A 22,880-nucleotide genomic window follows, 5' to 3' on the forward strand; every position below is an offset into this window, starting at 1 on the left:
CCTAGGAGAAGCGCGTGAGCGGCAAGGGTGCCCCCGAACTGAGCGTGAAGAACTGCGGCGACCTGCGCGTCGCCGTCATCGCCGCCCTGTGGCACGAGAAGGTCATGGACGGCCTCGTCGACGGCGCGCTGCGCGCCCTGCACGAGCTCGGCATCGACGAGCCGACCCTCCTGCGCGTGCCCGGCAGCTTCGAGCTGCCCGTCGTCGCCAAGGTCCTCGCCGGCCGCGGCTACGACGCCGTCGTCGCCCTCGGCGTCGTCATCCGCGGCGGCACCCCGCACTTCGACTACGTGTGCCAGGGCGTCACCCAGGGCCTCACCCAGGTCTCCGTCGACACCGGCGTACCGGTCGGCTTCGGCGTGCTGACCTGCGACACCGAGGAGCAGGCCCTGGACCGCGCGGGCCTGGAGGGCTCCAGCGAGGACAAGGGCCACGAGGCGGTCACCGCCGCCGTCGCGACGGCCGCCACCCTGCGCACCGTCTCCGAGCCCTGGCGCTGAGGGGGCTGCCGCGGGCGCGTAGAGTAAGCGGCATCATGTCCAAGAAGACTTTCGAGGAGCTCTTCACCGAGCTCCAAGACAAAGCCGTCAACGGCGACCCCGCCACCTCCCGCACCGCGGAACTGGTCGGCAAGGGCGTCCATGCCATCGGCAAGAAGGTCGTCGAGGAGGCCGCCGAGGTCTGGATGGCCGCCGAGTACGAGGGCAAGGAGGCCGCCGCCGAGGAGATCTCCCAGCTCCTGTACCACGTGCAGGTGATGATGGTCGCCCGCGGCATCTCCCTCAACGACGTGTACGCCCACCTCTAGGGCGCCCGCCCCGCCCGCCACCCCTCTTCCCGTACACCCTCCCCGCACCCTTTTCACACCCTTCCCACACCCTTCCCGCAAAGGAATCCCGCCTCATGCTGCGCATCGCCGTCCCCAACAAGGGTTCACTGTCCGGACCTGCGTCGGCGATGCTGCATGAGGCCGGATACCAGCAGCGCCGCGAGTCCAAGGAACTCGTCATCGTCGACCCGGCGAACGAGGTCGAGTTCTTCTACCTGCGCCCGCGGGACATCGCCATCTACGTCTCCTCCGGCAAGCTCGACATCGGCATCACCGGCCGCGACCTGCTGATCGACTCCGGCGCCAACGCCGAGGAGATCCTGCCGCTCGGCTTCGCCCGCTCCACCTTCCGCTTCGCCGCCAAGCCGGGCACCGCGCACGGCCTCGCCGACCTCGCCGGCCGCACCGTCGCCACCTCCTACGAGGGCATCGTCGCCAAGCACCTGGCCGACCACGGCGTCGACGCCTCCGTCATCCACCTCGACGGCGCCGTCGAGACCGCCATCGAGCTGGGCGTCGCCCAGGTCATCGCGGACGTCGTCGAGACCGGCACCAGCCTGCGCAACGCGGGCCTCGAGGTGTTCGGCGAGCCCATCATGACGTCCGAGGCCGTCGTCATCCGGCGCGCCGGCGCCGACTCCGACGCCGACGCCGACCCCAAGGTCCAGCAGTTCCTGCGCCGCCTCCAGGGCGTCCTCGTCGCCCGGACGTACGTGATGATGGACTACGACTGCCGCGCCGAGCACCTGGAACAGGCCGTGGCCCTCACCCCCGGCCTGGAGTCGCCGACCATCTCGCCGCTGCACAACGAGGGCTGGGTCGCCGTCCGCTCCATGGTCCCCACCAAGGACGCCCAGCGCGTCATGGACGACCTGTACGCCATCGGCGCCCGGGCCATCCTGACCACGGCCATCCACGCCTGCCGCCTGTGACCGGGCAGAGGAACCCCGCCATGAGCAAGCCCCCAGAGCCGTCAGGGCCGTCCCAGCCGTCCGGGGCCCCGGCCCCGCCCGCGCTGCCCGTCACCTTCCGGCCGGGCCGCACCCGCGCCGTGCTGCTCACCGCCGCGGTCGCGATCTTCGCGGTCCTGGTGGTGATCGCGATGATCCTGCCGAACCTCAACCCGGGCGAGCGCGTCAGCTTCGTCTTCACCGGTGCGCTGCTGGCCGGCGTCCTCGTGCTGCTCAGCCGGCCCAAGGTCGTCGCCGAGGAGTCCGGCGTGACCGTCGTGAACATCGCCACCCGGCGCCGCCTGGCCTGGGCCGAGATCCTGCGGGTCAACCTCCGCCCCGGCGACCCCTGGGTCTTCCTCGACCTCAGCGACGGCACCAGCCTGCCCGCCCTCGGCATCCAGCCGGGCATCGCCAAGCAGCAGGCCATCGGCGACGCCCGCGCGCTGCGCGCCCTCGCCGAGGCGCGCTCCGCCCGCGAGGGCGGCTGACCTCCGCGGCGGGTCTTGATTAACCTGGTGGCGGGGCCGGCCCGGTGTGCCGCCCCGCCCCTGCCGGGCCCGCGGCCCCCAGGGGCCCCTGCTACCCGAGGAGTGACCCTCTCCGGCGATGGACGGATCGTCCTGTAGTACCTGCGCCGCCCCCTCCCGACATCCCGGGCTCCGCGCACCGGGCGAGGCGGCGGCATCATGACCATCCCCCTGCTGCTCCTCGGAGCGGCCTTCCTGCTGATCCTCGCCAACGGCTTCTTCGTGGCGGCCGAGTTCGGCCTCGTCACCGTCGAGCGGGCCGACGCCGAGAACGCGGCGGCCGACGGCGACCGGCGGGCCCGCAGAGTCGTCAGCTCCCTGCGGGAGCTGTCCTTCCAGCTCTCGGGCACCCAGCTCGGCATCACCCTCACCTCCCTCGTCGTCGGCATGCTCGCCGAACCGGCCCTCGCGCGACTGCTCGCGGGCCCGTTCACCGCAGCGGGCCTGCCGGACGCGGCGGTCCCGGGGGTGTCCGTGGCCGTCGGCATGCTCCTGGCGTCCGCCGTGCAGATGGTGATCGGCGAGCTGGTGCCGAAGAACTGGGCGGTGTCCCGCCCCCTCCAGGTGGCCCGCTTCGTGGCCGGCCCGCAGCACGCCTTCGCGCGCCTGTTCCGCCCGGTGATCGCCGGCCTGAACGCCGTCGCCAACCGGCTCGTCCGCGCCCTCGGCGTCGAGCCCACCGAGGAGCTGGCCTCCGCCCGCACCCCCGGTGAGCTGGTCTCGCTCGCCCGGCACTCGGCGCTGGCCGGGGCCTTGGAGCAGGACACCGCCGACCTGTTCGTCCGGGCGCTCTCGCTCGGCGAGCTCACCGCGCAGCACGTGATGACGCCGCGCGTGAAGGTCAGCGCGCTCCAGTCATCAGCGACCGCCGAGGACGTGGTCAACCTGACCCGCGCCACCGGTCTGTCCCGCTTCCCCGTCTACCACGAGCGGATCGACGAGGTCGTCGGCGTGGTCCACCTCAAGGACGCCCTCGCGGTCCCCGGGCACGAGCGGCTGCGCACCCCCGTCGGCCGCATCGCCAAGGCGCCGCTGCTCGTCCCCGAGACGCTGCCCGTCCAGCCCCTCCTGGAGCGGCTGCGCAGCGAGCAGCCGATGGCCGTCGTCGTCGACGAGTACGGCGGCACGGCCGGGGTCGTCACCCTGGAGGACATCGTCGAGGAACTCGTCGGCGAGGTCCGCGACGAGCACGACCACCAGGACTTGCCCGAACTCGCCGCGGCCGCCCCCGAGGACGGCCGCCCGGCCTGGGAGGCCGACGGCGGCTGCCGCGTCGACACGCTCCGGCGCATCGGCCTCGCCGTCCCCGAGGGCCCGTACGAGACCGTGGCCGGGCTCGTCGCCGACCTGCTCGGCCGCATCCCGGTCCCCGGCGACCGGGCCGAACTGCCGGGCTGGCGCCTGTCCGTCCGGCAGGTAGGCCACTACCGCGCCGAGCGCGTGCGGCTGGTGCGGACCGGGGGCACCGGCGCCGCCGAGCCGGTCCGCGCACGCGACGCGGCCCCGCCCGCGGGCCTCGCCGACGCGGCGGGGGACCGGGGCGCCGCGCGGATCCCGGAGGCGGTGCGATGAGCGCCCTGCAACTCCTGTTCGCCCTGCTGCTCGTGCTCGCCAACGGCTTCTTCGTCGGGGCCGAGTTCGCGCTCGTCTCCGTGCGCCGCAGCCAGATCGAGCCGCTCGCCTCGGCCCGCGCCCGGCAGGTCCTGTACGGCCTGGAGCACCTGCCGCAGATGATGGCGGCCGCCCAGTTCGGCATCACCGTCTGCTCGCTGACGCTCGGCGCGGTCGCCGAGCCGACCGTGGCCCGCCTCCTGGAGCCGCTGTTCGAGGCGGTGCGCCTGCCGCACGGCGTGATCCACCCGCTCGGGTACGTCATCGCGCTCGCCGTGGTGGTCTTCCTCCACCTCGTCGTCGGCGAGATGGTGCCCAAGAACCTCGCCATGGCCGCGCCGGAGCGCACCGCGCTCTGGCTCAGCCCGGGCCTGGTCGCCTTCGCCCGGCTGTGCCGGCCCGTCACGGCCGCGCTCGGCGCCTGCTCCCGGGTCATCCTGCGGCTCTTCAAGGTCGAGCCCCGGGACGAGGTGGAGGCGGTCTTCACCAGCGTCCAGCTCGGCCGGCTCGTGGAGGACGCGGGCCAGGCGGGGCTGCTCGACCCGCAGGAGCAGGAGCGCCTGGAGGACGCCCTGGAGCTGGGCTCGCGCCCGGTCACCGACGTCCTGCTCGACAGCGCGTCCCTGGTCACCGTGGGCCCGTCGGTCACCCCGGAGCAGGTCGTCGACCTCACCGCCCGCACGGGCTACTCGCGCTTCCCGGTCCGTACGGAGGGCGGCGCCTTCATGGGCTACCTGCACGTGAAGGACGTCCTCGACCTGGAGGACACCGGCCGCGCGGTGCCGCAGCACGTCTGGCACCAGATGACGACGCTCCGCGCCGAACTGCCCCTGGACGACGCCCTGACCGTGATGCGCCGCGCCGCGACGCACCTGGCCCAGGTGGCCGACGCCTCCGGACGGGTGCTCGGCCTTGTCGCCCTGGAGGACGTCCTGGAGCTCCTGGTCGGCGAGGTCCGCGACCCGGCCCACCGCACCCCGGCCCCCCACACGCCCCCACCCCCGCGAGCACCACAGGACAAGGAACTGGTCGGCTGACCCCACCCCCCACAACGCCGGACGGGCACCCCACCAACGGAAAGCCCCACCGACGGGAAGTCCCAGCCCGTCCGGCGTTTGAGGACAAGCGCGCAGCGCGGTAAGTCTGTACGGGACGGGGGCCCCGGCCCGCGGACAAGCATGTACGGGACGAGAATCCCAGCCCGTCCGGCGTTTGAGGACAAGCGCGCAGCGCGGTAAGTCTGTACGGGACGGGGGCCCAGCCCGCGGACAAGCACGTACGGGACGAGAATCAAGCCCGTCCGGCGCTTGAGGACGAGCGCGCAGCGCGACAACCCCGCTCAAGGCCCACGGCCAAGCCCCGCGTCGCGGGCCCGGACGATAGCCGTGGCCCGGTCGGCGACCTGCAGCTTCATGAAGATCGCCGAGACATGGTTGCTGATGGTCTTCGGCGCGAGCCGCAAGCTCCGCGCGATGGCTGGGTTGGCCATCCCCGCGGCGATCAGGTCGAGCACCTCCAGCTCGCGCGCGGTCAGCTCCGGGAAGGGCGAGCGCGCCGCCGTGCGGTGCGGGTGGGACATCCACTCGGCCACGCGGCGGGCGATGCGCGGCCCGAAGATCGCCTCGCCGGCGGCCACGCAGCGCACCGCGCGCACGATCTCGTCCTGGGAGGCGCCCTTGAGGATGTAGCCGCGGGCACCCGCCCGCATCGCCGCGAACACCGACTCGTCGTCCTCGAACATCGTCAGCACGAGCACCGCCGTGTCCGGCGCGGACGCGAGCACCTCGCGGGTCGCGCTGACCCCGTCGAGGTCCGGCATCTCCAGGTCGATGACCAGCACCCGGGGCCGGTGCAGCAGCGTCTCGCGCACGGCGTCGCGCCCGCCCGCCGCCTCCCCGACCACCCTGATCCCGTCGAGGGACCCGAGCAGAGCCCGCAGCCCGCCGCGTACGACAGGGTGGTCGTCGGCGAGGACCACGGTGAGCTCACAGGACTCGGCGGACGTCGTCAAGGCTCGGCTCCCCACAGCGGCGGTGCGTCTCCCCGTACCTACCCATCGTCGTGACGGCGGACCCCGCCGTCCTGGGTGCGCGCACCCGTGGCGGCCGGGAGGTCTTCCCGGTACGGGCGGGGACGCGCGCCCTGACCGCGAGGGCCGGGCCCGGGCCATCCTGAGCGGCACGGGGGCAGCCGGGCCCGCCGCGGCGGGCCCGGCTGAAGCACCAGTCCCTGGAACGCCGATGATCACGCCCCGGAACGGAGGCTCCTCATGCGCCGGACACCTCCCCTCGGGGCACCACTCGTGAGCCCGCCGGTCGGCACGTGCGCCCTCAGGCACGTGCTCGTCCCGGCGGGCCGGCATCCCAAGGAGTACGGCAATGCGCGAGCACCTCAAGGCAGTTGGCGTGGCGACCCTTGCCGCGGCGGCCCTCTGCGCCGGCTACGCCGGGGCGACAGCCGAGGCCGCGGCGGGGGGAGGTGGTGCGGTCACGAGGGTGGTGGCCGCCGGTGAGTACGTCTGCCACACGTGGACCCGGATCCCGCACGCCTGAGGGCCGGGGCCCACGCGACCGGACCCCGTACGGCCGACGGGCTCAGGGACCTCGGCCGTACGGCGCCGCGCTGGTGCCACCCGACCGCAACGGCAGGACGGCGCTCACCTCCCCGCCCTCCGGCCCGGGTCGGCACCGGCACCAGCCGGCGAGCTCGGCGGCCCGCTCCGCCATCGTGGACATGCCCACACCGGGCTGCCACGGCCGGGCGGACGGGCCGCCGTTGTCGGTGACCTCGATGCGCAGCGCGTCGTCGGTGTCGTCGGCGCTGTCGGCGTTGTGCGCGCTGTCGATGCGCAGCCGGACCAGCGCGTGGTCCGCCCGGGAGTGCCGGGCGGCGTTCGTCAGCGCCTCGGTCGCGATGCGGTACGCCGCCACCTCGACCGCGGCCGGCAGCCGGGGGATCCTGTCGGGCGCGTCGACGGTGATGGCGAGCGGCGCGCCGCCGACGCGGTGGCTCAGCCGCTCGGCCTGCCGGGCCAGGGCCGCGACCAGCCCCAGCTCGTCCAGGGCGGGCGGCCGCAGCCCCTCGACCAGGCGGCGGATCTCGTCGATGGCGCCGCTCGCGTGCCCGCGCAACTGCGCCAGGAGCTCCTCGGCGGTGTCCGGGTCGGAGCGGACCAGGTTGCGCGCGGCGTCGGCGGTGAAGGCCAGGCCGGTGAGGGTGGGGCCGAGCCCGTCGTGCAGATCGCGGCGCAGCCGCCGCCGCTCCTCCTCGCGCGCCGACACCAGGCGCTCGCGCGAGGACTGGAGCTCCTCGGAGAGCACGGTCGCGCGCACCGCCACCCCGAGCGGCACCACCAGGACCCGCAGGGCGCGCAGGTCCTCCGCGCCGAGCCGGGCCTGCCCCGGCCGGGTGCCCACGACGAGCTCGGCCCGCCGGGTGCCCGGCGCGGGCAGCGGCACCCGTACGCAGCCGGGCGGCGGTGTGCCCGAGGCGGCCACCGGGCGCCCCTCCAGGCAGAAGGCGGCGTACGGCAGGCGCAGCGCGTCGCGGACCGTGAGGAGCAGCCCGTCCAGACCGGTCTCGGCGGTCAGCCGGGCGCCGATGCGGGTCAGCGCGCGCACCGGGTCGCCCCGGTCGCCGTACAGCAGCCGGTCGATGCCGTGCTGGAGCGCGCCGCGCACCGGGTGGAAGGCGATCGCGACGGCCACGGCCACGAGCGCGGCGCCGCCGATGTGGAAGGTCTCCCGCAGCACGTGGTCCAGGAACAGCACCACGGAGGTGTACACGCCCAGCACGCCGAGGGAGAGCGCCAGGTAGAGCAGGGCCCGGGAGACCACCCACTGGATGTCGAGCAGCTGGGGGCACAGGATCGCGACGGCGATCGCGATCGGCTGGGCGGTGATCAGGACCTGGAGCGCCTCCGCGCGCATGCCGAGCGGCCACCACGGGACGGCGCAGAGCACGGCGAGCATCAGCCACAGCACCTGGCGGCGCAGCGCCTCGTCGCCCCAGCGGTAGCGCACGACGAGCGCGGCGAGGTCGATGAGCAGCGGCACGAAGATGCCCAGGAGGTCGGTCTGCGGCCGGAACGGCTCCAGCGGCGGCCAGCTCAGGACGTGCAGATAGCCCGGCGGGCCGCCGAGCGCGTACGGCCGGGGCGTGGTCACGCTCCACAGCCAGAACAGGCCCCCGATCCCGGCCGTGCCCCAGGCGACCGGCCGCCAGCGCGGGCTCGGCAGCGCCCCGGTGGGGAACAGCAGCAGCGCGAGCGGCACGAACAGCCGCAGCCCGAGGGGCCAGGCGGCCAGCGCCAGCGTCACCAGGACCCGCAGCGTCGTACCGCTCCAGCCCTCGCGCAGCCCGAGTGCGAGGAAGCCGAGGGCCATGACGGTCCCGGCGTGCGCGGCCCCGCCGCCGAGCAGCAGCCAGCCGATGGGGTTGCGGGGGCGGCGCCAGGCCACGGCGACGCCGCAGGAGGCGAGGGTGAGGGAGAGGACGGTGTCCGTCACCACGAAGCTGTCGACGGCGAGCTGGAAGCCGAGGCCGCAGGCGGTCCACAGGGCCACGCCGGTGCCGGTGGCCGCCGCGACGGCGGTGAAGAATCCCCACGCCAGCCAGGTGGTCACCGCCGCCCACCCCCACCGAGTCCGCGCCCTTGCGGTCAGGGTCGCGGACACCCGGGCGGACGTTCGGTGTCTTGGCGGTCAAACGCCCCTAAGGGGTGACGCGCCCGCCGCGCTTAAGGGGTGACGCGCCCGCCGCGCTGCGGAAGGCCCGGCTAGCCCGCCCCGGGCGGCTCCGTCGGGCCGCGGCCGGAGAGCACCTCGCCGTACGCCTGCATCAGGTCGGGCAGCCGGAGCGTGGCCAGGTCGGTGCGGGTCGGCTCGCCGGGGTAGCCGGACAGGCGCAGGTCGCGGTAGGCGCAGCTCTTCTCGTACAGCGTGCGCAGGAACCTTCCGTTGCCCAGCTCGTCGATCCAGGCCTGGTCGACCACGTGCCCGCTGATGGACCGCAGCTCCTCCAGGGCCTCCTCGTCCCACACGTCGCCGTTCTCGGCGGCGAGCACCTGGCCGATCGCGGTGAGTTCGAGCGGGCGGTACGACGGGAAGTCGACGCGGGTGGTGAAGCGCGAGGACAGGCCGGGGTTGGCGGCGAGGAGGCGGTCCATGCCCTCCGGGTAGCCGGCGAGGATCACCACGAGGTGGTCGCGGTTGTCCTCGGCCCGCTTCAGCAGGACCTGGAGCGCCTCGTCGCCGTACGCGTCGCCCTTGCCGTAGCCGGAGTTGGACAGGGCGTAGGCCTCGTCGACGAAGAGGACGCCGCCCAGGGCGGAGTCGATGAGCTCGTTGGCCTTGACGGCCGTCTGCCCCAGGTACTCGCCGACCAGGTCCGCGCGCTGGGCCTCCACGAGGTGGTCGCCGCCGAGGAGCCCGAGGGCGTAGAAGACCCGGCCGAGGATGCGGGCCACGGTGGTCTTGCCGGTGCCGGACGGGCCGGAGAAGACGAAGTGTCGTTTCGGCGGCTGCACGGGCAGCCCCTGGGCCGCCCGCAGGCGGGCCATCTCCAGCTGCGCGGACAACGCCTTGACCTGCCGCTTGACCGGTTCGAGACCGACCATGCGCTCCAGCTCGGCGAGGGCTTCGGCGAGCAGCGCCGGGTCCGTGGGCCCGGACGGCGGCTGCGGGGCAGCGGGCTTGACGGGCAGCACCGCCTTCTCACGCGTCTCGCGCACGGTGTCGGCGGCGGGCGGCTCGGCCGGGCCCGTGCCGGAGGGCAGCTCGGGCTCGGTGACCTTGAGGTCGCGGCCCTCGGCGCCGAGCAGCGCCTCGACGCCCTCGGGCCCGTCGAGCGCGTCCTGGACCGGGCCGGCCAGGGTGACCGCGGCCAGGTCGGCGGCGTCGTACCCGTCGCCCTCGGCGATCGCGGCGAGCCGGGCCGAGGTGTCCATGAAGGCGGGGTCGACGCGGTGCACCGCGCGGTACAGCGGCAGGGCGGCGGCGGAGCGGCCGGTGCCCTCGTGCGCCCGGGCCAGCCAGTAGCGCAGCTCCTTGCGCTGCGGCTGCTCGCTGCGGCAGCGCATCAGGGCCGCGGAGAGCAGCGGCTCGGCCTGGCCGTACATGTCCAGGCGGACCCGTGCCATGCCGCCGAACAGGCCCGCCTCGATGCCGAGCATCGGGTCGTCGAGCAGCGGGTCGGTGTGGCGCACGAGCTGCTCCCAGTCCTTGACCAGGTAGGCGCGGCAGGCGTGCAGGAAGCGGACGTGCGGGTCGGCGTCGACGGGCGGGAGCCCGGCCAGGGCCCGGTCGAGCTCGGGCACGTGGCGGCCGTCCAGCCAGTGCGAGGCGTGCGCGAGCAGCAGGTCGCGGGGGGACTCCAGGACGGGCTGGACCCACCAGCCGAGCCAGTACCAGGAGTTCAGGGTGCGCGCGTGGCGGGCGCGCTGCTCGCCGAAGCGGTCCCGGTGCTGGTACATCCGCAGCAGTGCCGTCGTGGTGTCGACGCGCAGCGCGTGCAGCCCCAGCCAGCCGTCGGCCATGCCCGGGTCCATGCGCACCGCGGCCCGGAACTCCTCCTCCGCCTGCGGGTAGGCGCCCATCGTGCAGGCGTCGACGCCCCGCAGCCAGGCGAGGTCGGCCGGGGCGGCCTGGCTCTGCGTGCCGAAGTCCATCACGTCCCCCACAAGCCGTGCCCCCGGGTGTCCGACACCGGGCCGGTGCCCGCCGGCAGCCGTTCTGAACCACCATGCCGCGAACGGGAGTTGACCCGGTGCCCGAAGCCGCCGTGCGTCGGTCGCACCACACCGCATCGTACCTGCGGCCGGGCGGTCGGCCGTAGGGTGCGGGCGCCGGGGATCGGCCGCGGCGCCCCGGGCGGGCGCGCGGGGATGAGGGGGGCGCGATGGTCACCCAGGGTGAGCGGACGGCGGCGCGCGGGTGGCCGGCGCGAGGGGTGCGCGGGCAGAACGAAGCCCCCGATCACGGGGGAACAACCGGGGGCTTCGCGTACAAGGGCGACCCGAAAGGCCGCACATTGAGAACGTAAGTCCTGTAAGGCCCCTCGGTCAAGCCGAGTTGAGGCATGCGTGAAATCCGGCCAGGCCGTCCGGAAGGGGTGTTCCGGAGGTTCAGCGCGTTGCCGACCGGCCTTCACTCTGCGTGATGATTTGGGCGTCCCTTGCCGTCCCGGCGGGCCCCGTCAGCACCTCGTACCCCTCCGGCACCTCACGCACCAGAAACTGGGCGTACGGCCGGGACGGGTCTTCGGCGAAATGCTGTCGCTCGGCGGGCTCCCAGCCGTCCCAGAAGTCACTTTGCGCCGGGCCGTCCCGGCGGCGCCCGCGGGCCCAGGCGGCGTCGCGCGGCTGCTCCATCCAGAGCAGCCGCGCCAAAGACGGGCGGAGCAGGCGGCGGCCGGCGCCGACACCCTCCAGCAGGACCACGGGGGCCGCGGGCAGGGGGCGGCTTGCAGGGCCGAAGCGGCGCGTGTGCCAGTCGTACGCCTCGTAGTGCGCCGCCTCACCCCGGGACAGTGGCGTGAGGACCTGCCGCCGCAGCCGCCCGGTCCAGTCGAACAGCGCCTCGTGGCTCGCGATGTCGTCGAGCCGCAGGACCGGCGCGCCGCCGAGCGCCTCGGCGAGCCGGGCGGCGAACGTGGACTTGCCGGAGCCCGCGTGCCCGTCCACGGCGACCAGCCGGACCGGCCCGCAGGACGGGGGGAGCGCGCGCAGCGCACGGGCGAGGCGCGGGAGGGGCGTGGGGCGGCGGTTCCTTGTCATCACCCGCCAGCCTAGGCCCCGGACCCGAAAAGCGAACGTGTGCGCGGTTCAGCGTGGCGCCGCAGGTCATACCAGTGGTAGAGGCCAATATTGGTGCGTGTCGCCACGGTCCTCTCCCTGGCAGAACCCGCCAGGGTGAGGCCATAGTTGGCCCACTGTCGTGTACCTGACCAGCCTGTACCTGTCCCCTACGTGTACCTGACCAAGGCGTGTCCCGCGCCCCGTACGCCGTTCCCGCGGCGCGGCGGCACGCCTTCCCCCGCACACCCTCCACCGCAGCCCGTCGACCGGAACCGACTGGGGGTCCCGTCCATGGACCGAGCCGAGAACATGTCCCGCAGAAGACTCCTCACCACCGCGGCGGGCGCCGCCGCCCTGACCGCCGTCGCGGCCGTAGCCACCCGCGCGGGCGCCGTGCCCGGCGCCCGCCCCGGAACCGCCCCCCGCACCCGCCCGCCCCGCGCCGACCGGCCCGTGGACAACCGCTTCTGGACCTCACGCAAGGACTGGGGCGCGGGCACGCCCGACGGCACCCGTGTCACCGGCTCCACCCGCCCCGGCGTCGCGATCGCCGAGCCCGCCGGCACCACCGGCTACACCGACCCGCACACCGGCGCGACCACCACCTGGGAGTACGCCCGCTGGACGTCCCCGGCGCACCGGCCCGACGTGCCCGCCACCGAGGTCATCGCCTCGTGGAACGCCCGCACCCCGACCGGCACCTGGATCCAGGTCGAGGCGGAGGCCGCCTACTCCGACGGCACCACGTCCCCCTGGTACGTCCTCGGCCGCTGGGCCTCCGGCGACGACCGGCAGGACCCGGCGGCCCCGGTGATACGGCGTACCTCCGTCGACGGCCAGAAGGACGGCAGGTCCAGCGTCTGGACCGACACCCTGGCCGTCGACGACCCCGCGAGCGGCCTGCGCGTGGCCGCCTACCGGCTGCGCCTGACCCTGTACCGCAGACCCGGTACCGCGCTCACCCCCACGGTGTGGCGGCTCGGCGCCATGGCCTCGGACGTGCCCGACCGCTTCACGGTGCCGGCCTCCGAGCCGGGGCCCGCCGCGGAGCTGGCCGTGCCGCGCTACTCGCAGGAGGTCCACAAGGGCCGGTACCCCGAGTACGACAACGGCGGCGAGGCCTGGTGCAGCCCCACCTCGTCGCAGATGATCCTGGAGTACTGGGGCCGCGGGCCCACGGCCGCCGACCTCGCCTGGGTCGACCCCTCCTACACCGACCCGCAGGTGTGCCACGCGGCCCGTTTCACCTACGACTACCAGTACGGCGGCTGCGGCAACTGGCCGTTCAACGCCGCCTACGCCGCGACGTACCGGGACATGCAGGGCGTCGTCACGCGGCTCGGGTCCCTCACCGACCTGGAGACGCTGATCGCGGCGGGCATCCCGGTCATCACGTCGCAGTCGTTCCTGAAGGAGGAGCTGACCGGCGCCGGGTACGGAACGGCGGGCCACCTGATGACGGTCGTCGGCTTCACCGCCGACGGCGACGTGATCGCCAACGACCCGGCGTCCCCGACCAACGCCGCGGTGCGGCGCGTCTACCGGCGCCGCGAGTTCGAGAACGTCTGGCTGCGCACCAAGCGCAAGAACGCCCAGGGCAGGGTCGTCTCCGGCAGCGGCGGCGTCTGCTACCTGTACTTCCCGCTGCGGCCGGCGAAGCGGCAGGTCCGCGCCCTCGCGGCGGTGGGCGTGCGCTGACGCCGGGGCGCCCCGGAGGCCGCACGCGATCTCCGGGGCGCGAGGCGTCCGCGACGCGGATCTCCGGAACGCGGATCTCCGGAACGCGGATCTCCGGAACGCGAATCTCCGGAACGCGAATCTCCGGAACGCGGGCCTCCGGGGCGCGGGGCTCAGGTCGCCGGGTCCACCACCCAGTCCGGGTGCCCCGGCATCGGCGGCGTGCTCGGGCCGTACAGCCACGGCTCCAGGAAGCCCTCGATGTCCTTGCCGTCCGCGCCCGCGACCCGGGTCGCCAGGTCGACGTACTCCCGTGTGCTCGCGGCCTTCCCGCGGTACCGCGTGACCCAGGCCCGCTCGATCTTCTGGAAGGTGGCGTCGCCGACCTTCTCCCGCAGCGCGTACAGGACGAGCGCCGAGCCGTCGTACCGCATGCGCTTGAAGAGGTTCGGCTCGGTGGGCTCGGCCGGGGCGCCGAAGTCGCGGCGCCACTGGTCGTGCGCCCGGTACGCGGCCTTCATCGTGGCCTCGAAGCTGTCGCCGCCGTGCTGCTCGGAGTACATCCGCTCGTAGAAGCGGGCGTGGCCCTCGCTGACCCACAGGTCCGACCAGCTCGCCAGGGCGACGCTGTCGCCGAACCACTGGTGGGCCAGCTCGTGCACCAGGTTCCGCTCGGCGTCGACCTGGGTGCCGAGCAGGTCGGCCTTGGGGACGAGCGACAGGGTCTGGGTCTCCAGGGCGACGCCGAGGTCGGTGTCGCCGACGAGGACGCCGTAGCGGTTGAAGGGGTAGGGGCCGAGCCTCTCCTCCAGCCACGCCAGGTGCTCGGGGGTGAGCTTGCGGTACTTCGCCGTGGGCTCCACCAGCGCGTCCGGGACGACGTCGCGCAGCGGCAGGCCGCGCGGGCCCTCGCCGTCGACGAGGGTGAACCTGCCGATCGCGAGCTGCACGAGCTGCGTGGACAGCGGCTGCTCCGAGTCGTACGTCCACCGCACCCGGTCACCGGGCCGGGCGCTCCTACCGACCAGCCTGCCGTTGGCCACGGCCGTCAGGTCCTTCGGCGTGGTGATGCGGAAGGTGATGGGCGCGCGCCGGCTCGGGTGGTCGTTGGCGGGGAAGATCAGCCGGGCGCCGTTGGGCTGCGGGTAGACCACGGTGCCGTCGGGCGTGGGGATCCAGCCGTAGGTCTCGATGGCGTCGTCGCGGTGCCGGACCTGCGTGGGGTCGGCGGTGTAGCTGACCTCGACCGTGAAGGGGCGGCCCTTGGCAAGCGGCGCCGCGGGCGTGACGGTCAGCTCGTCGCCCTCGCGCGACGTGCCCGCGGCCCTGCCGTCGACGGTGACCGTGTGCAGCGTGTTGCCGCCGAAGTCGAGGTTGAAGCGGGACAGGTGCTGGGTGGCGGTGGCCTTGATCGTGGCCGTGGCCGCGAACGGCGTCCGGGGCGCCTGCCAGTCGAAGTCCAGCAGGTAGCGGTCGACCCGGTAGCCGCCGTTGCCGTCGAGCGGGAACATCGGGTCTCCGAGGCCCGGGGCGCCGGGCGTGGGCTCGCCGTCGGCGGCGCCCGGGGAGGTGGCGTACGAGACCGGGCCGGTGAGGGCGGCCGTCACGGCCACGGCCGCCGCGAGGGCGAGCCGCGCGCCGCGGCGGGGCGTCGGGAACGTGCTCATCGGGAACCCTTCGGTCGGCGGTGCGCGAACGCGCGTCCGCCGCCCGCGCGCGTACGCCGACTCGGGCGCACGCGCCGCCGGCGGACGTACGCCGACTTAGACGCACGGCACCGGGCCCGAGTTGTGGCGTGACCAACGTCTCCCTCGAAAGGAGGGGTTTCCCTGGCATGGTGGAGGGGTCCCGGGGGAAGCCACCGGCGCGCGGCGCACGCGCTGCCGGACGACGTATCGAGAGTTGCCATGACCGCGAGCTCCGCCACCGCCACCGTTCTCCAGGCCCCCGTGGGCCTCAAGGCCCGCACCGGCGGCCCGCAGGACGACGGCCCCAAGGTCGTCGAACACCTGCTGGGCTGGACGCTCGTCGTGCTGCTGGCGATGCTGGTCACGCAGGCCGGTCTGATCTGACCCCGGCCGTGCCGCGGGCGGGCTCCGGCTCCGCCCGCCAGTGCCGGTCCGGGACGCCCACCAGGTTGTAGAGCCGCCGCACGGGCGAGCGCCGGGGCAGCAGGACCAGCCCCGTGGCCACCGCGCACAGCACGAGCCCCGGCCAGCCGCCGAGCAGCCGGACGAGGGCGCTCGCGGCCAGTGCCCCGAGGAACGGCAGGCCGTACACCCCGGCCGCCGCGATCGCCACGGCGAGGACCGGGCGCACCCCGCGGTCCTCCTCCGCACCGGGCAGCGACCAGCCCTCGACAAGCCAGCCGACCTGCATGAGCAGCAGGGTGCCCACGACGGCCGCGCCGAGCACGAGCAGGGCGAGGAACGTGCCCGAGGTGGCGAAGTCCAGGGCGTTGTTCACCACGCTGTCGTGCGGCCAGTCCGCCCAGTCGCGGGCCCCCGGCGACAGGAACCGCTCGTACCCGCTGCCGTCCCAGCCGTGCACGAGCACCCCGAAGACCAGGAAGTGGGCGCCCGCGCACTGCAGGTACGCCTAGTAGCCCGCGCCCACGAGCACCAGGGCGCGCGCCGCGAGGAAGCCGAGGACCGCCCCGACCGGGATGCCGCCCGCGTACGCCAGGACGAACCCGGCCCATACGTCGTCGTGGCCGCGTGCGACGTGCATGGTCGCCCAGGACGGGTTCTGCCACAGCAGGAAGAGCCCCGTCGGCACCATGAGCACGGCGGCGAAGAGCAGGGTGAGCGCCAGGTACGGGTTGGCGGCGTGGCTGCGGGTGCGCGGGCCCTCGCCCGCGGTGATCCGCTCCCACACCTGGAGCTGGCGCCCCGCGGCGAGCGCGGACGTTGCGCCCACCGCGTAGGCCCACAGCAGCGCGGCCTGGATCTGCAGCACGGTGCCTCCCCGTGGGGGGTGGGTGTGGGGTGCCTGCCGGGCCCGGGTCAGGGGCGGGCCCGCAGCGTGAGCCCGCCGGCGACGATCTCGTCCGAGGTGACCAGGGCCTGCTCGGCGCTCACGTCGGTCATGAAGACGAACGGCGGCACCAGCGGCGGCACCGGCAGCCGGTCGGGTGTGAAGGTCAGGCAGAGCAGACCCTCGATGCAGCCCTTGAACCTGGTCAGGTAGAGCGTGACCTTGCCGCTCAGGTCCAGCTTGTCGGCGCCCAGGGCGAGTTCGCGGCCGCCGTCCCGGGTCCGCAGCCGGTAGTCGGTCAGCGAGGCCGCGCGCATCCGCAGCACCATGACCTTCAGCGGCCCGTCGGCGGTGGGGACGGTGCGGACCCCGGCGACGATGAAGCCCTTCGGCGCGAACAACGTGGTGGTGACCGTCGGCGGCGTCCGCGCCGCCACGACCTCCCCCGCCCCCGGCGCGCGCGGCGCCCCGGCCGCCCGCCCCCCGGGCGGGTGCGCTCCCGGCGGCAAGCCGGGCGCGGCCTTCGCCGGGACGGCCCCCCACAGCGCCGCCCCGGCGAGGACCACCGGAAGCAGCACGGCGAGGGTCCGCGTGCCCTGCCCGTCGCGGATCCCCGGCCGCCGCGCCTCCTCCTGGCCGTCCGCGGGCACCGGCGTCCACCCGAAGCCCATCGCGCTGCCGACGATGCCGAGCACCATGCCGACCAGGAAGCCGCCGAGGTTCGTCGCGGCGAACGACAGGACGGACAGGATCATGGCGTTGACGGACACGTAGTGGTGCGTGTGCGGCAGCAGCCACAGGAACAGCCCGGCGACCATCAGCCCGATCCCGATGCCGATCGCGGCGATCCCGCCGATCCCGAGGCTGACCAGGACGGTCAGCGGCGACAGCGGCACGAGGAGCAGCTCCGCGCCGCCCAGCAGGAGCAGCAGCCCGCCCCAGAAGGGCCGGGTGCGCCGCCAGCGGCGGAACACCCGGCGCGCTCCCGGGAGCGGCAGCCGCTCGTCGAGCCACCCGCCGAAGCGCGGTGCGCCCCGCCCGCTCAGAAGCACTTCTTGCCGCCGAGGCTGACGTCGACCCGCATGCCCTTGAGGCGGAAGTTGCCACCGGTCGCCGACCAGGCGTTGGACCGGACCCCGGACACCTCGATGTCCCCGGCCTGGAGGCCGAACTTGCCCTTGTCGCCCTTGACCCCGGGCACCTCGTCCAGCGTGGAGGCGTCCCGGCCGATCTCGGCGGTGCCGAAGCGGGCGTCGCCGACCAGGTCCTCGGCGTCGATGACCAGGTTGCTCGCGGTGACCTTGCCCGCGTCGCCGCCCGCCGTCAGCTTGAACACCACTGTGCCGAGCGGCGTCTTGACCGCGGCGGCCTGGCAGATGTCGGACAGCGTGGCGTCGCCGATGCCCAGGAGCGCCACGGGGTGGCCCTTGCCGTCCACCGACCGGTCCGTCTCCACGTAGCTGGCCAGGCCCTGGCTCGACAGGCGGCCGGAGGAGACCTGGAAACTGGTCCCCGAGACCGCGAAGGACGCGGCCAGCGCGCCCTCCGCCATGACCGACGCCATCGCGCCGACCGCGACGAACGCGGGCAGCGCGATGACGGCCGTCTTCTTCCAGTTGGTTCTGCCCTCGGTCGCGGACCCGCGTAAGGGCCGCTTGTCTGCGCTCACTGTTGTCCTCCCGTACGAGTCGGCCGTACCGCGCGTGCGTCAGGGGAGTGCGTTACAGGGCGCCGTCGGGAGGGCCGCGGCCGCACGGGCGGGCCGCGCGGGTCTGCCATACTGCGGGCCATCCCAAGGCAGTTGGAGACTAGGGCCGATATTGAATAATAGTCAACAGTGCGGTACCGATCGTTCCCCCGATCCCGACCGCCCGCAGGCGCGCGGCACCGACCGCTCGGTGGCGCGCCGCGCCGAACTGATCACGATCGGCCGGAAGCTCTTCGCCGACACGTCCTACGACGCGCTCTCGATGGACGACATCGCGAGACAGGCGGGCGTCGCCAAGGGGCTGATCTACTACTACTTCAAGTCCAAGCGCGGCTACTACCTCGCGATCATCGAGGACTCGGTGGCCGACCTGGTCGCGCGCGCCGCCGGGGACACCGAACTCCCGCCGGAGGAGCGGGCGCACCGCACCATCGACGGCTATCTGCGCTACGCCGAGCACCACCAGGCGGCGTACCGGACCATCGTCAGCGGCGGCGTCGGGTTCGACGCCGAGGTGCACGCCATACGGGACGGCGTGCGCGAGGCGATCATCGGCACGATCGCCGAGGGCGCGTACGGCCGCCGCGCGATCCCGCCCCTCGCGCGCACGGCGCTGCTCGGCTGGCTGTGCAGCGTGGAGGGGATCACGCTCGACTGGATCGGCCGGGCGGACGCGGCGGGGGAGAAGGAGCTGCCGCGGGACGCGGTGCGCGAGCTGCTCGTGCGGACCCTGCGCGAAACCCTGGACGTGATCGAGGAGTTCGAGCCCACCTGCCCGGCCCCGCCCCGGGGCTGACACGGCGAAGGGGCGGGAGCCCGCCGGCTCCCGCCCCGCTCGTGTGCCGCGTACGGCTAGTTGATGGCCTTGATCAGCTCACCGTTCGCGGTGTCGCCGCTGAGCTCCCAGAAGAAGGTGCCTCCCAGGCCCTGCTGGTTCTTGTAGTTCATCTTCCCGGCGATGGTGGCCGGGGTGTCGTAGCTCCACCAGTTGGTGCCGCAGTGCGCGTACGCGGTCCCGCCGACCGTGCCGTTGGCCGGGCACTTGGTCTTGAGCACCTTGTAGTCGTCGATGCCCTGCTCGTACGTGCCCTGCGCGGGGCCGGTCGCGGTGCCGCCCGGCGCCTTCTGCGTGACGCCGGTCCAGCCGCGGCCGTAGAAGCCGATGCCGAGCAGCAGCTTGTTGGCGGGGACGCCGAGGCCCTTGAGCTTCGCGATCGTGGCCTGCGAGTGGTAGTCGGCCTTGGGGATGCCGCTGTAGGAGCTCAGCGGCGAGTGCGGCGCCGTCGGGCCCTTGGCGTCCCAGGCGCCGAAGTAGTCGTACGTCATCGGGTTGTACCAGTCGACGTACTGGGCGGCGCCGCCGTAGTCCGCGGCGTCGATCTTGCCGCCGGGGGAGGCGTCGGCCGGGATGGCGGCGGTGACCAGGTTCTTGGAGCCGAACTTGGCGCGCACGGCGGCCATCAGGTTCTTGTACGCTGCCCGCCCGCTGGTGTCGCAGGTCAGGCCGCAGGCGTTGGGGTACTCCCAGTCGATGTCGATGCCGTCGAAGACGTCGGCCCACTTGGAGTTCTCGACCAGGTCGTAGCAGGACTGGGCGAAGGCCTGCGGGTTCTTCGCGGCCTCGGTGAAGCCGCCGGACCAGGTCCAGCCGCCGAAGGACCACAGGACCTTGAGGTCCGGGTGCTTCTTCTTCAGCTTGCGCAGCTGGTTGAAGTTGCCCCGCAGCGGCTGGTCCCAGGTGTCCGCCACGCCGTCGACGCTCTGGTCGGCGGAGTAGGCCTTGTCGGTGGCGGCGTAGGCGTCGCCCATCGCGCACTTGCCGCCCTGGACGTTGCCGAAGGCGTAGTTGATGTGCGTGAGCTTGTTGGCGGAACCGGACGTCTCGATGTTCTTGACGTGGTAGTTCCGGCCGTAGACGCCCCATTCGGTGAAGTAGCCGACGACGCGCGAACCCGCCTGCACCTCCGCGGCCTTGGGGGCGGCGTTCTGCTCCGCCGCCGCGGTGCCCGCTCCGGCGAGCAGGCCCGCGCCGAGCACGGCGGTACAGGCGGTGGCCACGAGCGCCCGGAACCGGGCGCGGGGACGGTGTGGTCTTGGCATCGCTGTCTCCTCGTGGGGGGAGGGGGGAGCAAGGGGGGTGGTGCTGTTGACCGAAGAACAGTCGCGCCTTGAATTGGCATGGACGCGAAAGATTCCGTGCCGCTGGACTGTAGGAGGACTAGACCAGTGCGTCAATGGTTCGGACCAATTTCGGGATCACTCGGGGAGTGACCGGCCCCGTCGGCGACCGTCCTCGCGCGCGGCTGGACAACGACTGGGGAAGATCCCATTCCGGCCGGGATCACCCGTGACGCCATGCCTCCGATCGGGCATACTCAACGCGCCACCGTCACTGGTCAGCCGCCTCCGCGATCCGGAGGGGCAGCATCGGACGGGGCATCTCACGGCAGCGGCGCCACACCCCGTGCGCGCGTCCGCCGCAAGCGCCCCACAGGGGAGAGGAGAGCAGCATGCCCGAGTCAGCCGTGCAGCCGGTGGAGCGTCAACTGCCCACCGAAGAGGCCCGGGACCTGCTGGCGCTGGTCCGCGAGCTCGTCCAGCGGGAGATCGCGCCGCACGCCGCACAGGAGGAGGCCGAGGGCCGCTTCCCGCGCGAACTCTTCACCCTGCTCTCGGAGTCGGGCCTGCTGGGCCTGGCCTACGACTCCGCGTTCGGCGGCGGCGACCAGCCCTACGAGGTCTACCTCCAGGTCCTCGAGGAGCTCGCCGCGGCCCGGCTCACCGTCGGCCTCGGCGTCAGCGTGCACTCCCTCGCCTGCCACGCCCTGGCGGGCTACGGCAGCAAGGAGCAGCGGGCGGAGTACCTGCCCGACATGCTCGGCGGCGGCCTGCTCGGCGCCTACTGCCTGTCGGAGCCGTCCTCGGGGTCGGACGCCGCGTCGCTGCGCACCAAGGCGGTGCGGGACGGCGACGACTGGGTCCTGTCCGGCACGAAGGCCTGGATCACGCACGGCGGCATCGCCGACTTCTACACCGTGCTCGCTCGCACCGGCGGCGAGGGCCCCCGGGGCGTCACGGCCTTCCTCGTCCCGGGGGACGCGCCGGGACTCGCGGCCGCCGCGCCGGAGAAGAAGATGGGCATGAAGGGCTCGCCCACGGCACAGCTCCACTTCGACGAGGTCCGGGTCGGTGACGAGCGCCGGATCGGCGACGAGGGCCAGGGCTTCGCGATCGCCCTGTCGGCGCTGGACTCGGGGCGGCTCGGCATCGCCGCGTGCGCCATCGGCGTGGCCCAGGCGGCGCTCGACGAGGCGCTGTCCTACGCGACCGAGCGGCGGCAGTTCGGGCGGCCCATCGCCGACTTCCAGGGGCTGCGCTTCATGCTCGCCGACATGGCGACGCAGATCGAGGCGGGCCGGGCGCTGTACCTGTCGGCGGCGCGGCTGCGGGACGCGGGCAGGCCGTTCTCCAAGCAGGCCGCGATGGCCAAGCTCCTGTGTACCGACGCCGCGATGAAGGTCACCACGGACGCCGTGCAGGTCCTGGGCGGCTACGGCTACACCGCGGACTTCCCGGTCGAGCGCTACATGCGCGAGGCCAAGGTCCTGCAGATCGTCGAGGGCACCAACCAGATCCAGCGGATGGTCATCGCCCGCCACCTCGCGGGCCCCGACTCGCGCTGAGGCCGACCGGGCCCGGCGCGCGCTCGTCCCCTCCGAGCGCGGCGCGCACCGGACTCCTCCGGGCCCGGCGCGCACCGATGCGCCGGACCCGGCCCCGCGCCGGCCCCGTGGCGCCCCGGCGCGCTGTCGGCCCCGGCACCCGACGCGCTCCGCCAGGCTCCCGGGGCCCGGCTCAGGCGGGCTCCGGACGCAGCCCGAAGGAGCTCTGCGGCGCGGGGGTGATCAGCAGCCGGGGGTCCGCGCCCCGGGGCCGCAGGCCGCGCTCCTCCTCCCGCTCGGGCGCGGCGGCCGGACGCCGCGCCGCGTCGTAGCGGGTGCCGCGGTCGCCGATGGGCAGCGTGTCGTCGGCCTGCCCCTGCGGCGCGCCCCGGCCGGTGCCGAACGCGGTGGTCTGGCGGACGCCGGGCGACGGCTCGTGCCAGGCGCCGAACGAGGCCTCCCGCCCGCCGCCGAACGCCTCGCCGGGCGCCCCGAACTGCCGCCCGCGGGGCATGGCGTACGGCCCGTCCCCGGGCGGCCCGAACTGGTCGTCGCGCACGGCGCCGTACTGCCCCTCCCCGCCGCCCCCGAAGTGCTGGGTGAACTGGCCGCTGCCGGCCGGGGGCGCCGCGAGCCGGACCCACTCCGGGTCGTGGTGGCCCGGCAGGGTCCGGCCGCGCTCGGTCCAGTGGCGGATCAGCGCCCGGTAGATGGGCGGGTCCGGCGGCGGCGAGGGCTGCGGCGGGGGAGGGGGCGGCGGGGACTGCTGGGGGGTGTAGGAGAGCGGTGAGGCGTACGAGGCCTGTGGGGTGAAGGAGGCCTGGGGCGCGAAGGGCTGCTGGTGTGTGTAGTGAGACCTATGATGAACCGATTCTGCGGCGGCAGGCGGCATCACAAGAGTCCGCCGGTGCGGTCCTGCCGGAGCATGTGTGGGGGTCATGTCCGGCCAACGCGCGGTGCCGGGGCCAGGTCACCATCGGGCTGAATCGAGAGTGCGTTCACGGCGTTCCCGTGCGCGGCGCACGCGGCGCACCCGGTCCTCGCCGCCGCACGCGGGGCGAGTCCGGCGGCCCCGCACGCGTCGCCGGTGCCTCGCGCGCCCCGCCAGCGCCGCACCGGACCCGGCGCGCCCCGTTGCGGCC

22 protein-coding genes and 1 pseudogene are annotated in these 22,880 nt (G+C 74.1%); 12 read left to right on the forward strand and 11 right to left on the reverse strand.

Annotated features, from left to right (window positions below; translation table 11 throughout):
* Window positions 1–14 precede the first annotated feature (14 nt).
* The 6 genes from ribH to QK440_RS14785 all read left to right on the forward strand — a co-directional run bounded on the left by ribH (window position 15) and on the right by QK440_RS14785 (window position 4,957).
* Entirely contained in the window at window positions 15–500 is a 486-nt protein-coding gene (ribH, locus tag QK440_RS14760; RefSeq protein WP_190139373.1) for a 6,7-dimethyl-8-ribityllumazine synthase, read from the forward strand.
* 35 nt (window positions 501–535) lie between these two features.
* Entirely contained in the window at window positions 536–808 is a 273-nt protein-coding gene (locus QK440_RS14765; protein ID WP_282793538.1) for a phosphoribosyl-ATP diphosphatase, read from the forward strand.
* Between the two features lie 95 nt (window positions 809–903).
* Window positions 904–1,761, forward strand: a complete 858-nt coding sequence (hisG, locus tag QK440_RS14770; RefSeq protein WP_282793539.1) for an ATP phosphoribosyltransferase — start codon at window positions 904–906, stop codon at window positions 1,759–1,761.
* 20 nt (window positions 1,762–1,781) lie between these two features.
* Window positions 1,782–2,270, forward strand: coding sequence for a PH domain-containing protein (locus QK440_RS14775; RefSeq protein ID WP_282793540.1), 489 nt, complete (start codon window positions 1,782–1,784; stop codon window positions 2,268–2,270).
* Between the two features lie 198 nt (window positions 2,271–2,468).
* On the forward strand, window positions 2,469–3,881 hold the full coding sequence (locus QK440_RS14780) for a hemolysin family protein (protein WP_282793541.1): 1,413 nt from the start codon (window positions 2,469–2,471) through the stop codon (window positions 3,879–3,881).
* Window positions 3,878–4,957 (forward strand): hemolysin family protein, encoded by a 1,080-nt coding sequence (locus QK440_RS14785; RefSeq protein WP_282793542.1) that lies wholly within the window; start codon window positions 3,878–3,880, stop codon window positions 4,955–4,957. The genes QK440_RS14780 and QK440_RS14785 overlap by 4 nt, the downstream gene beginning before the upstream one ends.
* Before the next feature lie 302 nt (window positions 4,958–5,259).
* On the opposite strand, the gene QK440_RS14790 is transcribed toward QK440_RS14785, so the two are convergent.
* Window positions 5,260–5,931 (reverse strand): response regulator transcription factor, encoded by a 672-nt coding sequence (locus QK440_RS14790; protein ID WP_282793543.1) that lies wholly within the window; start codon window positions 5,929–5,931, stop codon window positions 5,260–5,262.
* Between the two features lie 367 nt (window positions 5,932–6,298).
* Here QK440_RS14790 and QK440_RS14795 point away from each other — a divergent pair, with 367 nt between their 5' ends.
* Window positions 6,299–6,472, forward strand: coding sequence for a hypothetical protein (locus QK440_RS14795; RefSeq protein ID WP_282793544.1), 174 nt, complete (start codon window positions 6,299–6,301; stop codon window positions 6,470–6,472).
* A 42-nt stretch (window positions 6,473–6,514) separates the two neighbouring features.
* Here QK440_RS14795 and QK440_RS14800 read toward each other — a convergent pair whose 3' ends face one another.
* From QK440_RS14800 to QK440_RS14810, 3 genes are all read right to left on the reverse strand, one after another.
* Window positions 6,515–8,545: a histidine kinase gene (locus tag QK440_RS14800; RefSeq protein ID WP_282793545.1), complete on the reverse strand. Its 2,031-nt coding sequence runs from the start codon at window positions 8,543–8,545 to the stop codon at window positions 6,515–6,517.
* Window positions 8,546–8,697: 152 nt separating this feature from the next.
* A complete protein-coding gene (locus QK440_RS14805; RefSeq protein WP_282793546.1) occupies window positions 8,698–10,587 on the reverse strand; it encodes an AAA family ATPase in 1,890 nt (629 codons plus the stop codon).
* 456 nt (window positions 10,588–11,043) lie between these two features.
* The gene (locus tag QK440_RS14810) at window positions 11,044–11,694 is read right to left on the reverse strand and encodes a hypothetical protein (protein ID WP_282793547.1); all 651 of its coding nucleotides are present in this window, start codon (window positions 11,692–11,694) and stop codon (window positions 11,044–11,046) included.
* A gap of 312 nt (window positions 11,695–12,006) precedes the next feature.
* On the opposite strand from QK440_RS14810, the gene QK440_RS14815 reads away from it, so the two are divergent.
* On the forward strand, window positions 12,007–13,413 hold the full coding sequence (locus tag QK440_RS14815; RefSeq protein ID WP_282793548.1) for a peptidase C39 family protein: 1,407 nt from the start codon (window positions 12,007–12,009) through the stop codon (window positions 13,411–13,413).
* A gap of 28 nt (window positions 13,414–13,441) precedes the next feature.
* Window positions 13,442–13,549 (forward strand): annotated as a pseudogene (locus tag QK440_RS14820) (pentapeptide repeat-containing protein); the annotation flags it as partial.
* A 16-nt stretch (window positions 13,550–13,565) separates the two neighbouring features.
* Here QK440_RS14820 and QK440_RS14825 read toward each other — a convergent pair.
* A complete protein-coding gene (locus tag QK440_RS14825) occupies window positions 13,566–15,059 on the reverse strand; it encodes a M1 family metallopeptidase (RefSeq protein WP_282793549.1) in 1,494 nt (497 codons plus the stop codon).
* A 240-nt stretch (window positions 15,060–15,299) separates the two neighbouring features.
* Between QK440_RS14825 and QK440_RS14830 the strand changes: the two genes are divergently transcribed.
* Window positions 15,300–15,464 carry an SCO1431 family membrane protein gene (locus tag QK440_RS14830; protein WP_282793550.1) on the forward strand — a complete coding sequence of 55 codons (165 nt, stop codon included), beginning with the start codon at window positions 15,300–15,302 and terminating at the stop codon, window positions 15,462–15,464.
* Here QK440_RS14830 and QK440_RS14835 read toward each other — a convergent pair.
* Genes QK440_RS14835 through QK440_RS14850 form a run of 4 tightly spaced genes read right to left on the reverse strand, consistent with a single transcriptional unit; the run spans window position 15,442 to window position 17,932 of the window.
* Window positions 15,442–15,948 (reverse strand): hypothetical protein, encoded by a 507-nt coding sequence (locus QK440_RS14835; protein WP_282793551.1) that lies wholly within the window; start codon window positions 15,946–15,948, stop codon window positions 15,442–15,444. The genes QK440_RS14830 and QK440_RS14835 overlap by 23 nt on opposite strands.
* 42 nt (window positions 15,949–15,990) lie before the next feature.
* Window positions 15,991–16,350: a hypothetical protein gene (locus QK440_RS14840; protein WP_282793552.1), complete on the reverse strand. Its 360-nt coding sequence runs from the start codon at window positions 16,348–16,350 to the stop codon at window positions 15,991–15,993.
* Between the two features lie 47 nt (window positions 16,351–16,397).
* On the reverse strand, window positions 16,398–17,420 hold the full coding sequence (locus tag QK440_RS14845; protein ID WP_282793553.1) for a DUF6114 domain-containing protein: 1,023 nt from the start codon (window positions 17,418–17,420) through the stop codon (window positions 16,398–16,400).
* Complete coding sequence (locus QK440_RS14850) at window positions 17,411–17,932, reverse strand: DUF6230 family protein (protein WP_282793560.1); 522 nt, start codon at window positions 17,930–17,932, stop codon at window positions 17,411–17,413. The genes QK440_RS14845 and QK440_RS14850 overlap by 10 nt, the downstream gene beginning before the upstream one ends.
* A 256-nt stretch (window positions 17,933–18,188) precedes the next feature.
* On the opposite strand from QK440_RS14850, the gene QK440_RS14855 reads away from it, so the two are divergent.
* Window positions 18,189–18,872 (forward strand): TetR/AcrR family transcriptional regulator, encoded by a 684-nt coding sequence (locus tag QK440_RS14855; protein WP_282793554.1) that lies wholly within the window; start codon window positions 18,189–18,191, stop codon window positions 18,870–18,872.
* A gap of 56 nt (window positions 18,873–18,928) precedes the next feature.
* Here the strand turns inward: QK440_RS14855 and QK440_RS14860 are convergent, their stop codons facing one another.
* Window positions 18,929–20,176 carry a glycoside hydrolase family 18 protein gene (locus QK440_RS14860; protein WP_282793555.1) on the reverse strand — a complete coding sequence of 416 codons (1,248 nt, stop codon included), beginning with the start codon at window positions 20,174–20,176 and terminating at the stop codon, window positions 18,929–18,931.
* A 410-nt stretch (window positions 20,177–20,586) separates the two neighbouring features.
* Here QK440_RS14860 and QK440_RS14865 point away from each other — a divergent pair, with 410 nt between their 5' ends.
* On the forward strand, window positions 20,587–21,759 hold the full coding sequence (locus tag QK440_RS14865; protein WP_282793556.1) for an acyl-CoA dehydrogenase family protein: 1,173 nt from the start codon (window positions 20,587–20,589) through the stop codon (window positions 21,757–21,759).
* Between the two features lie 172 nt (window positions 21,760–21,931).
* Here the strand turns inward: QK440_RS14865 and QK440_RS14870 are convergent, their stop codons facing one another.
* Window positions 21,932–22,630: a hypothetical protein gene (locus QK440_RS14870; RefSeq protein ID WP_282793562.1), complete on the reverse strand. Its 699-nt coding sequence runs from the start codon at window positions 22,628–22,630 to the stop codon at window positions 21,932–21,934.
* Between the last annotated feature and the right edge of the window lie 250 nt (window positions 22,631–22,880).

The sequence above is a fragment of the Streptomyces sp. CC224B genome, from assembly GCF_030010595.1.
GTDB classification, from domain to species: domain Bacteria; phylum Actinomycetota; class Actinomycetes; order Streptomycetales; family Streptomycetaceae; genus Streptomyces; species Streptomyces longispororuber.

What these genes read in the sequence shown, in the direction of transcription:
- QK440_RS14870 (WP_282793562.1), bottom strand. Translation starts at nt 22,630, where the DNA reads ATGCCGCCTGCCGCCGCAGAATCGGTTCATCATAGGTCTCACTACACA.
- QK440_RS14785 (WP_282793542.1), top strand. Translation starts at nt 3,878, where the DNA reads ATGAGCGCCCTGCAACTCCTGTTCGCCCTGCTGCTCGTGCTCGCCAAC.
- QK440_RS14810 (WP_282793547.1), bottom strand. Translation starts at nt 11,694, where the DNA reads ATGACAAGGAACCGCCGCCCCACGCCCCTCCCGCGCCTCGCCCGTGCG.
- QK440_RS14780 (WP_282793541.1), top strand. Translation starts at nt 2,469, where the DNA reads ATGACCATCCCCCTGCTGCTCCTCGGAGCGGCCTTCCTGCTGATCCTC.
- QK440_RS14775 (WP_282793540.1), top strand. Translation starts at nt 1,782, where the DNA reads ATGAGCAAGCCCCCAGAGCCGTCAGGGCCGTCCCAGCCGTCCGGGGCC.
- hisG (WP_282793539.1), top strand. Translation starts at nt 904, where the DNA reads ATGCTGCGCATCGCCGTCCCCAACAAGGGTTCACTGTCCGGACCTGCG.
- QK440_RS14765 (WP_282793538.1), top strand. Translation starts at nt 536, where the DNA reads ATGTCCAAGAAGACTTTCGAGGAGCTCTTCACCGAGCTCCAAGACAAA.
- QK440_RS14865 (WP_282793556.1), top strand. Translation starts at nt 20,587, where the DNA reads ATGCCCGAGTCAGCCGTGCAGCCGGTGGAGCGTCAACTGCCCACCGAA.
- QK440_RS14795 (WP_282793544.1), top strand. Translation starts at nt 6,299, where the DNA reads ATGCGCGAGCACCTCAAGGCAGTTGGCGTGGCGACCCTTGCCGCGGCG.
- QK440_RS14860 (WP_282793555.1), bottom strand. Translation starts at nt 20,176, where the DNA reads ATGCCAAGACCACACCGTCCCCGCGCCCGGTTCCGGGCGCTCGTGGCC.
- QK440_RS14815 (WP_282793548.1), top strand. Translation starts at nt 12,007, where the DNA reads ATGGACCGAGCCGAGAACATGTCCCGCAGAAGACTCCTCACCACCGCG.
- QK440_RS14830 (WP_282793550.1), top strand. Translation starts at nt 15,300, where the DNA reads ATGACCGCGAGCTCCGCCACCGCCACCGTTCTCCAGGCCCCCGTGGGC.
- QK440_RS14825 (WP_282793549.1), bottom strand. Translation starts at nt 15,059, where the DNA reads ATGAGCACGTTCCCGACGCCCCGCCGCGGCGCGCGGCTCGCCCTCGCG.
- QK440_RS14805 (WP_282793546.1), bottom strand. Translation starts at nt 10,587, where the DNA reads ATGGACTTCGGCACGCAGAGCCAGGCCGCCCCGGCCGACCTCGCCTGG.
- QK440_RS14850 (WP_282793560.1), bottom strand. Translation starts at nt 17,932, where the DNA reads ATGGCGTCGGTCATGGCGGAGGGCGCGCTGGCCGCGTCCTTCGCGGTC.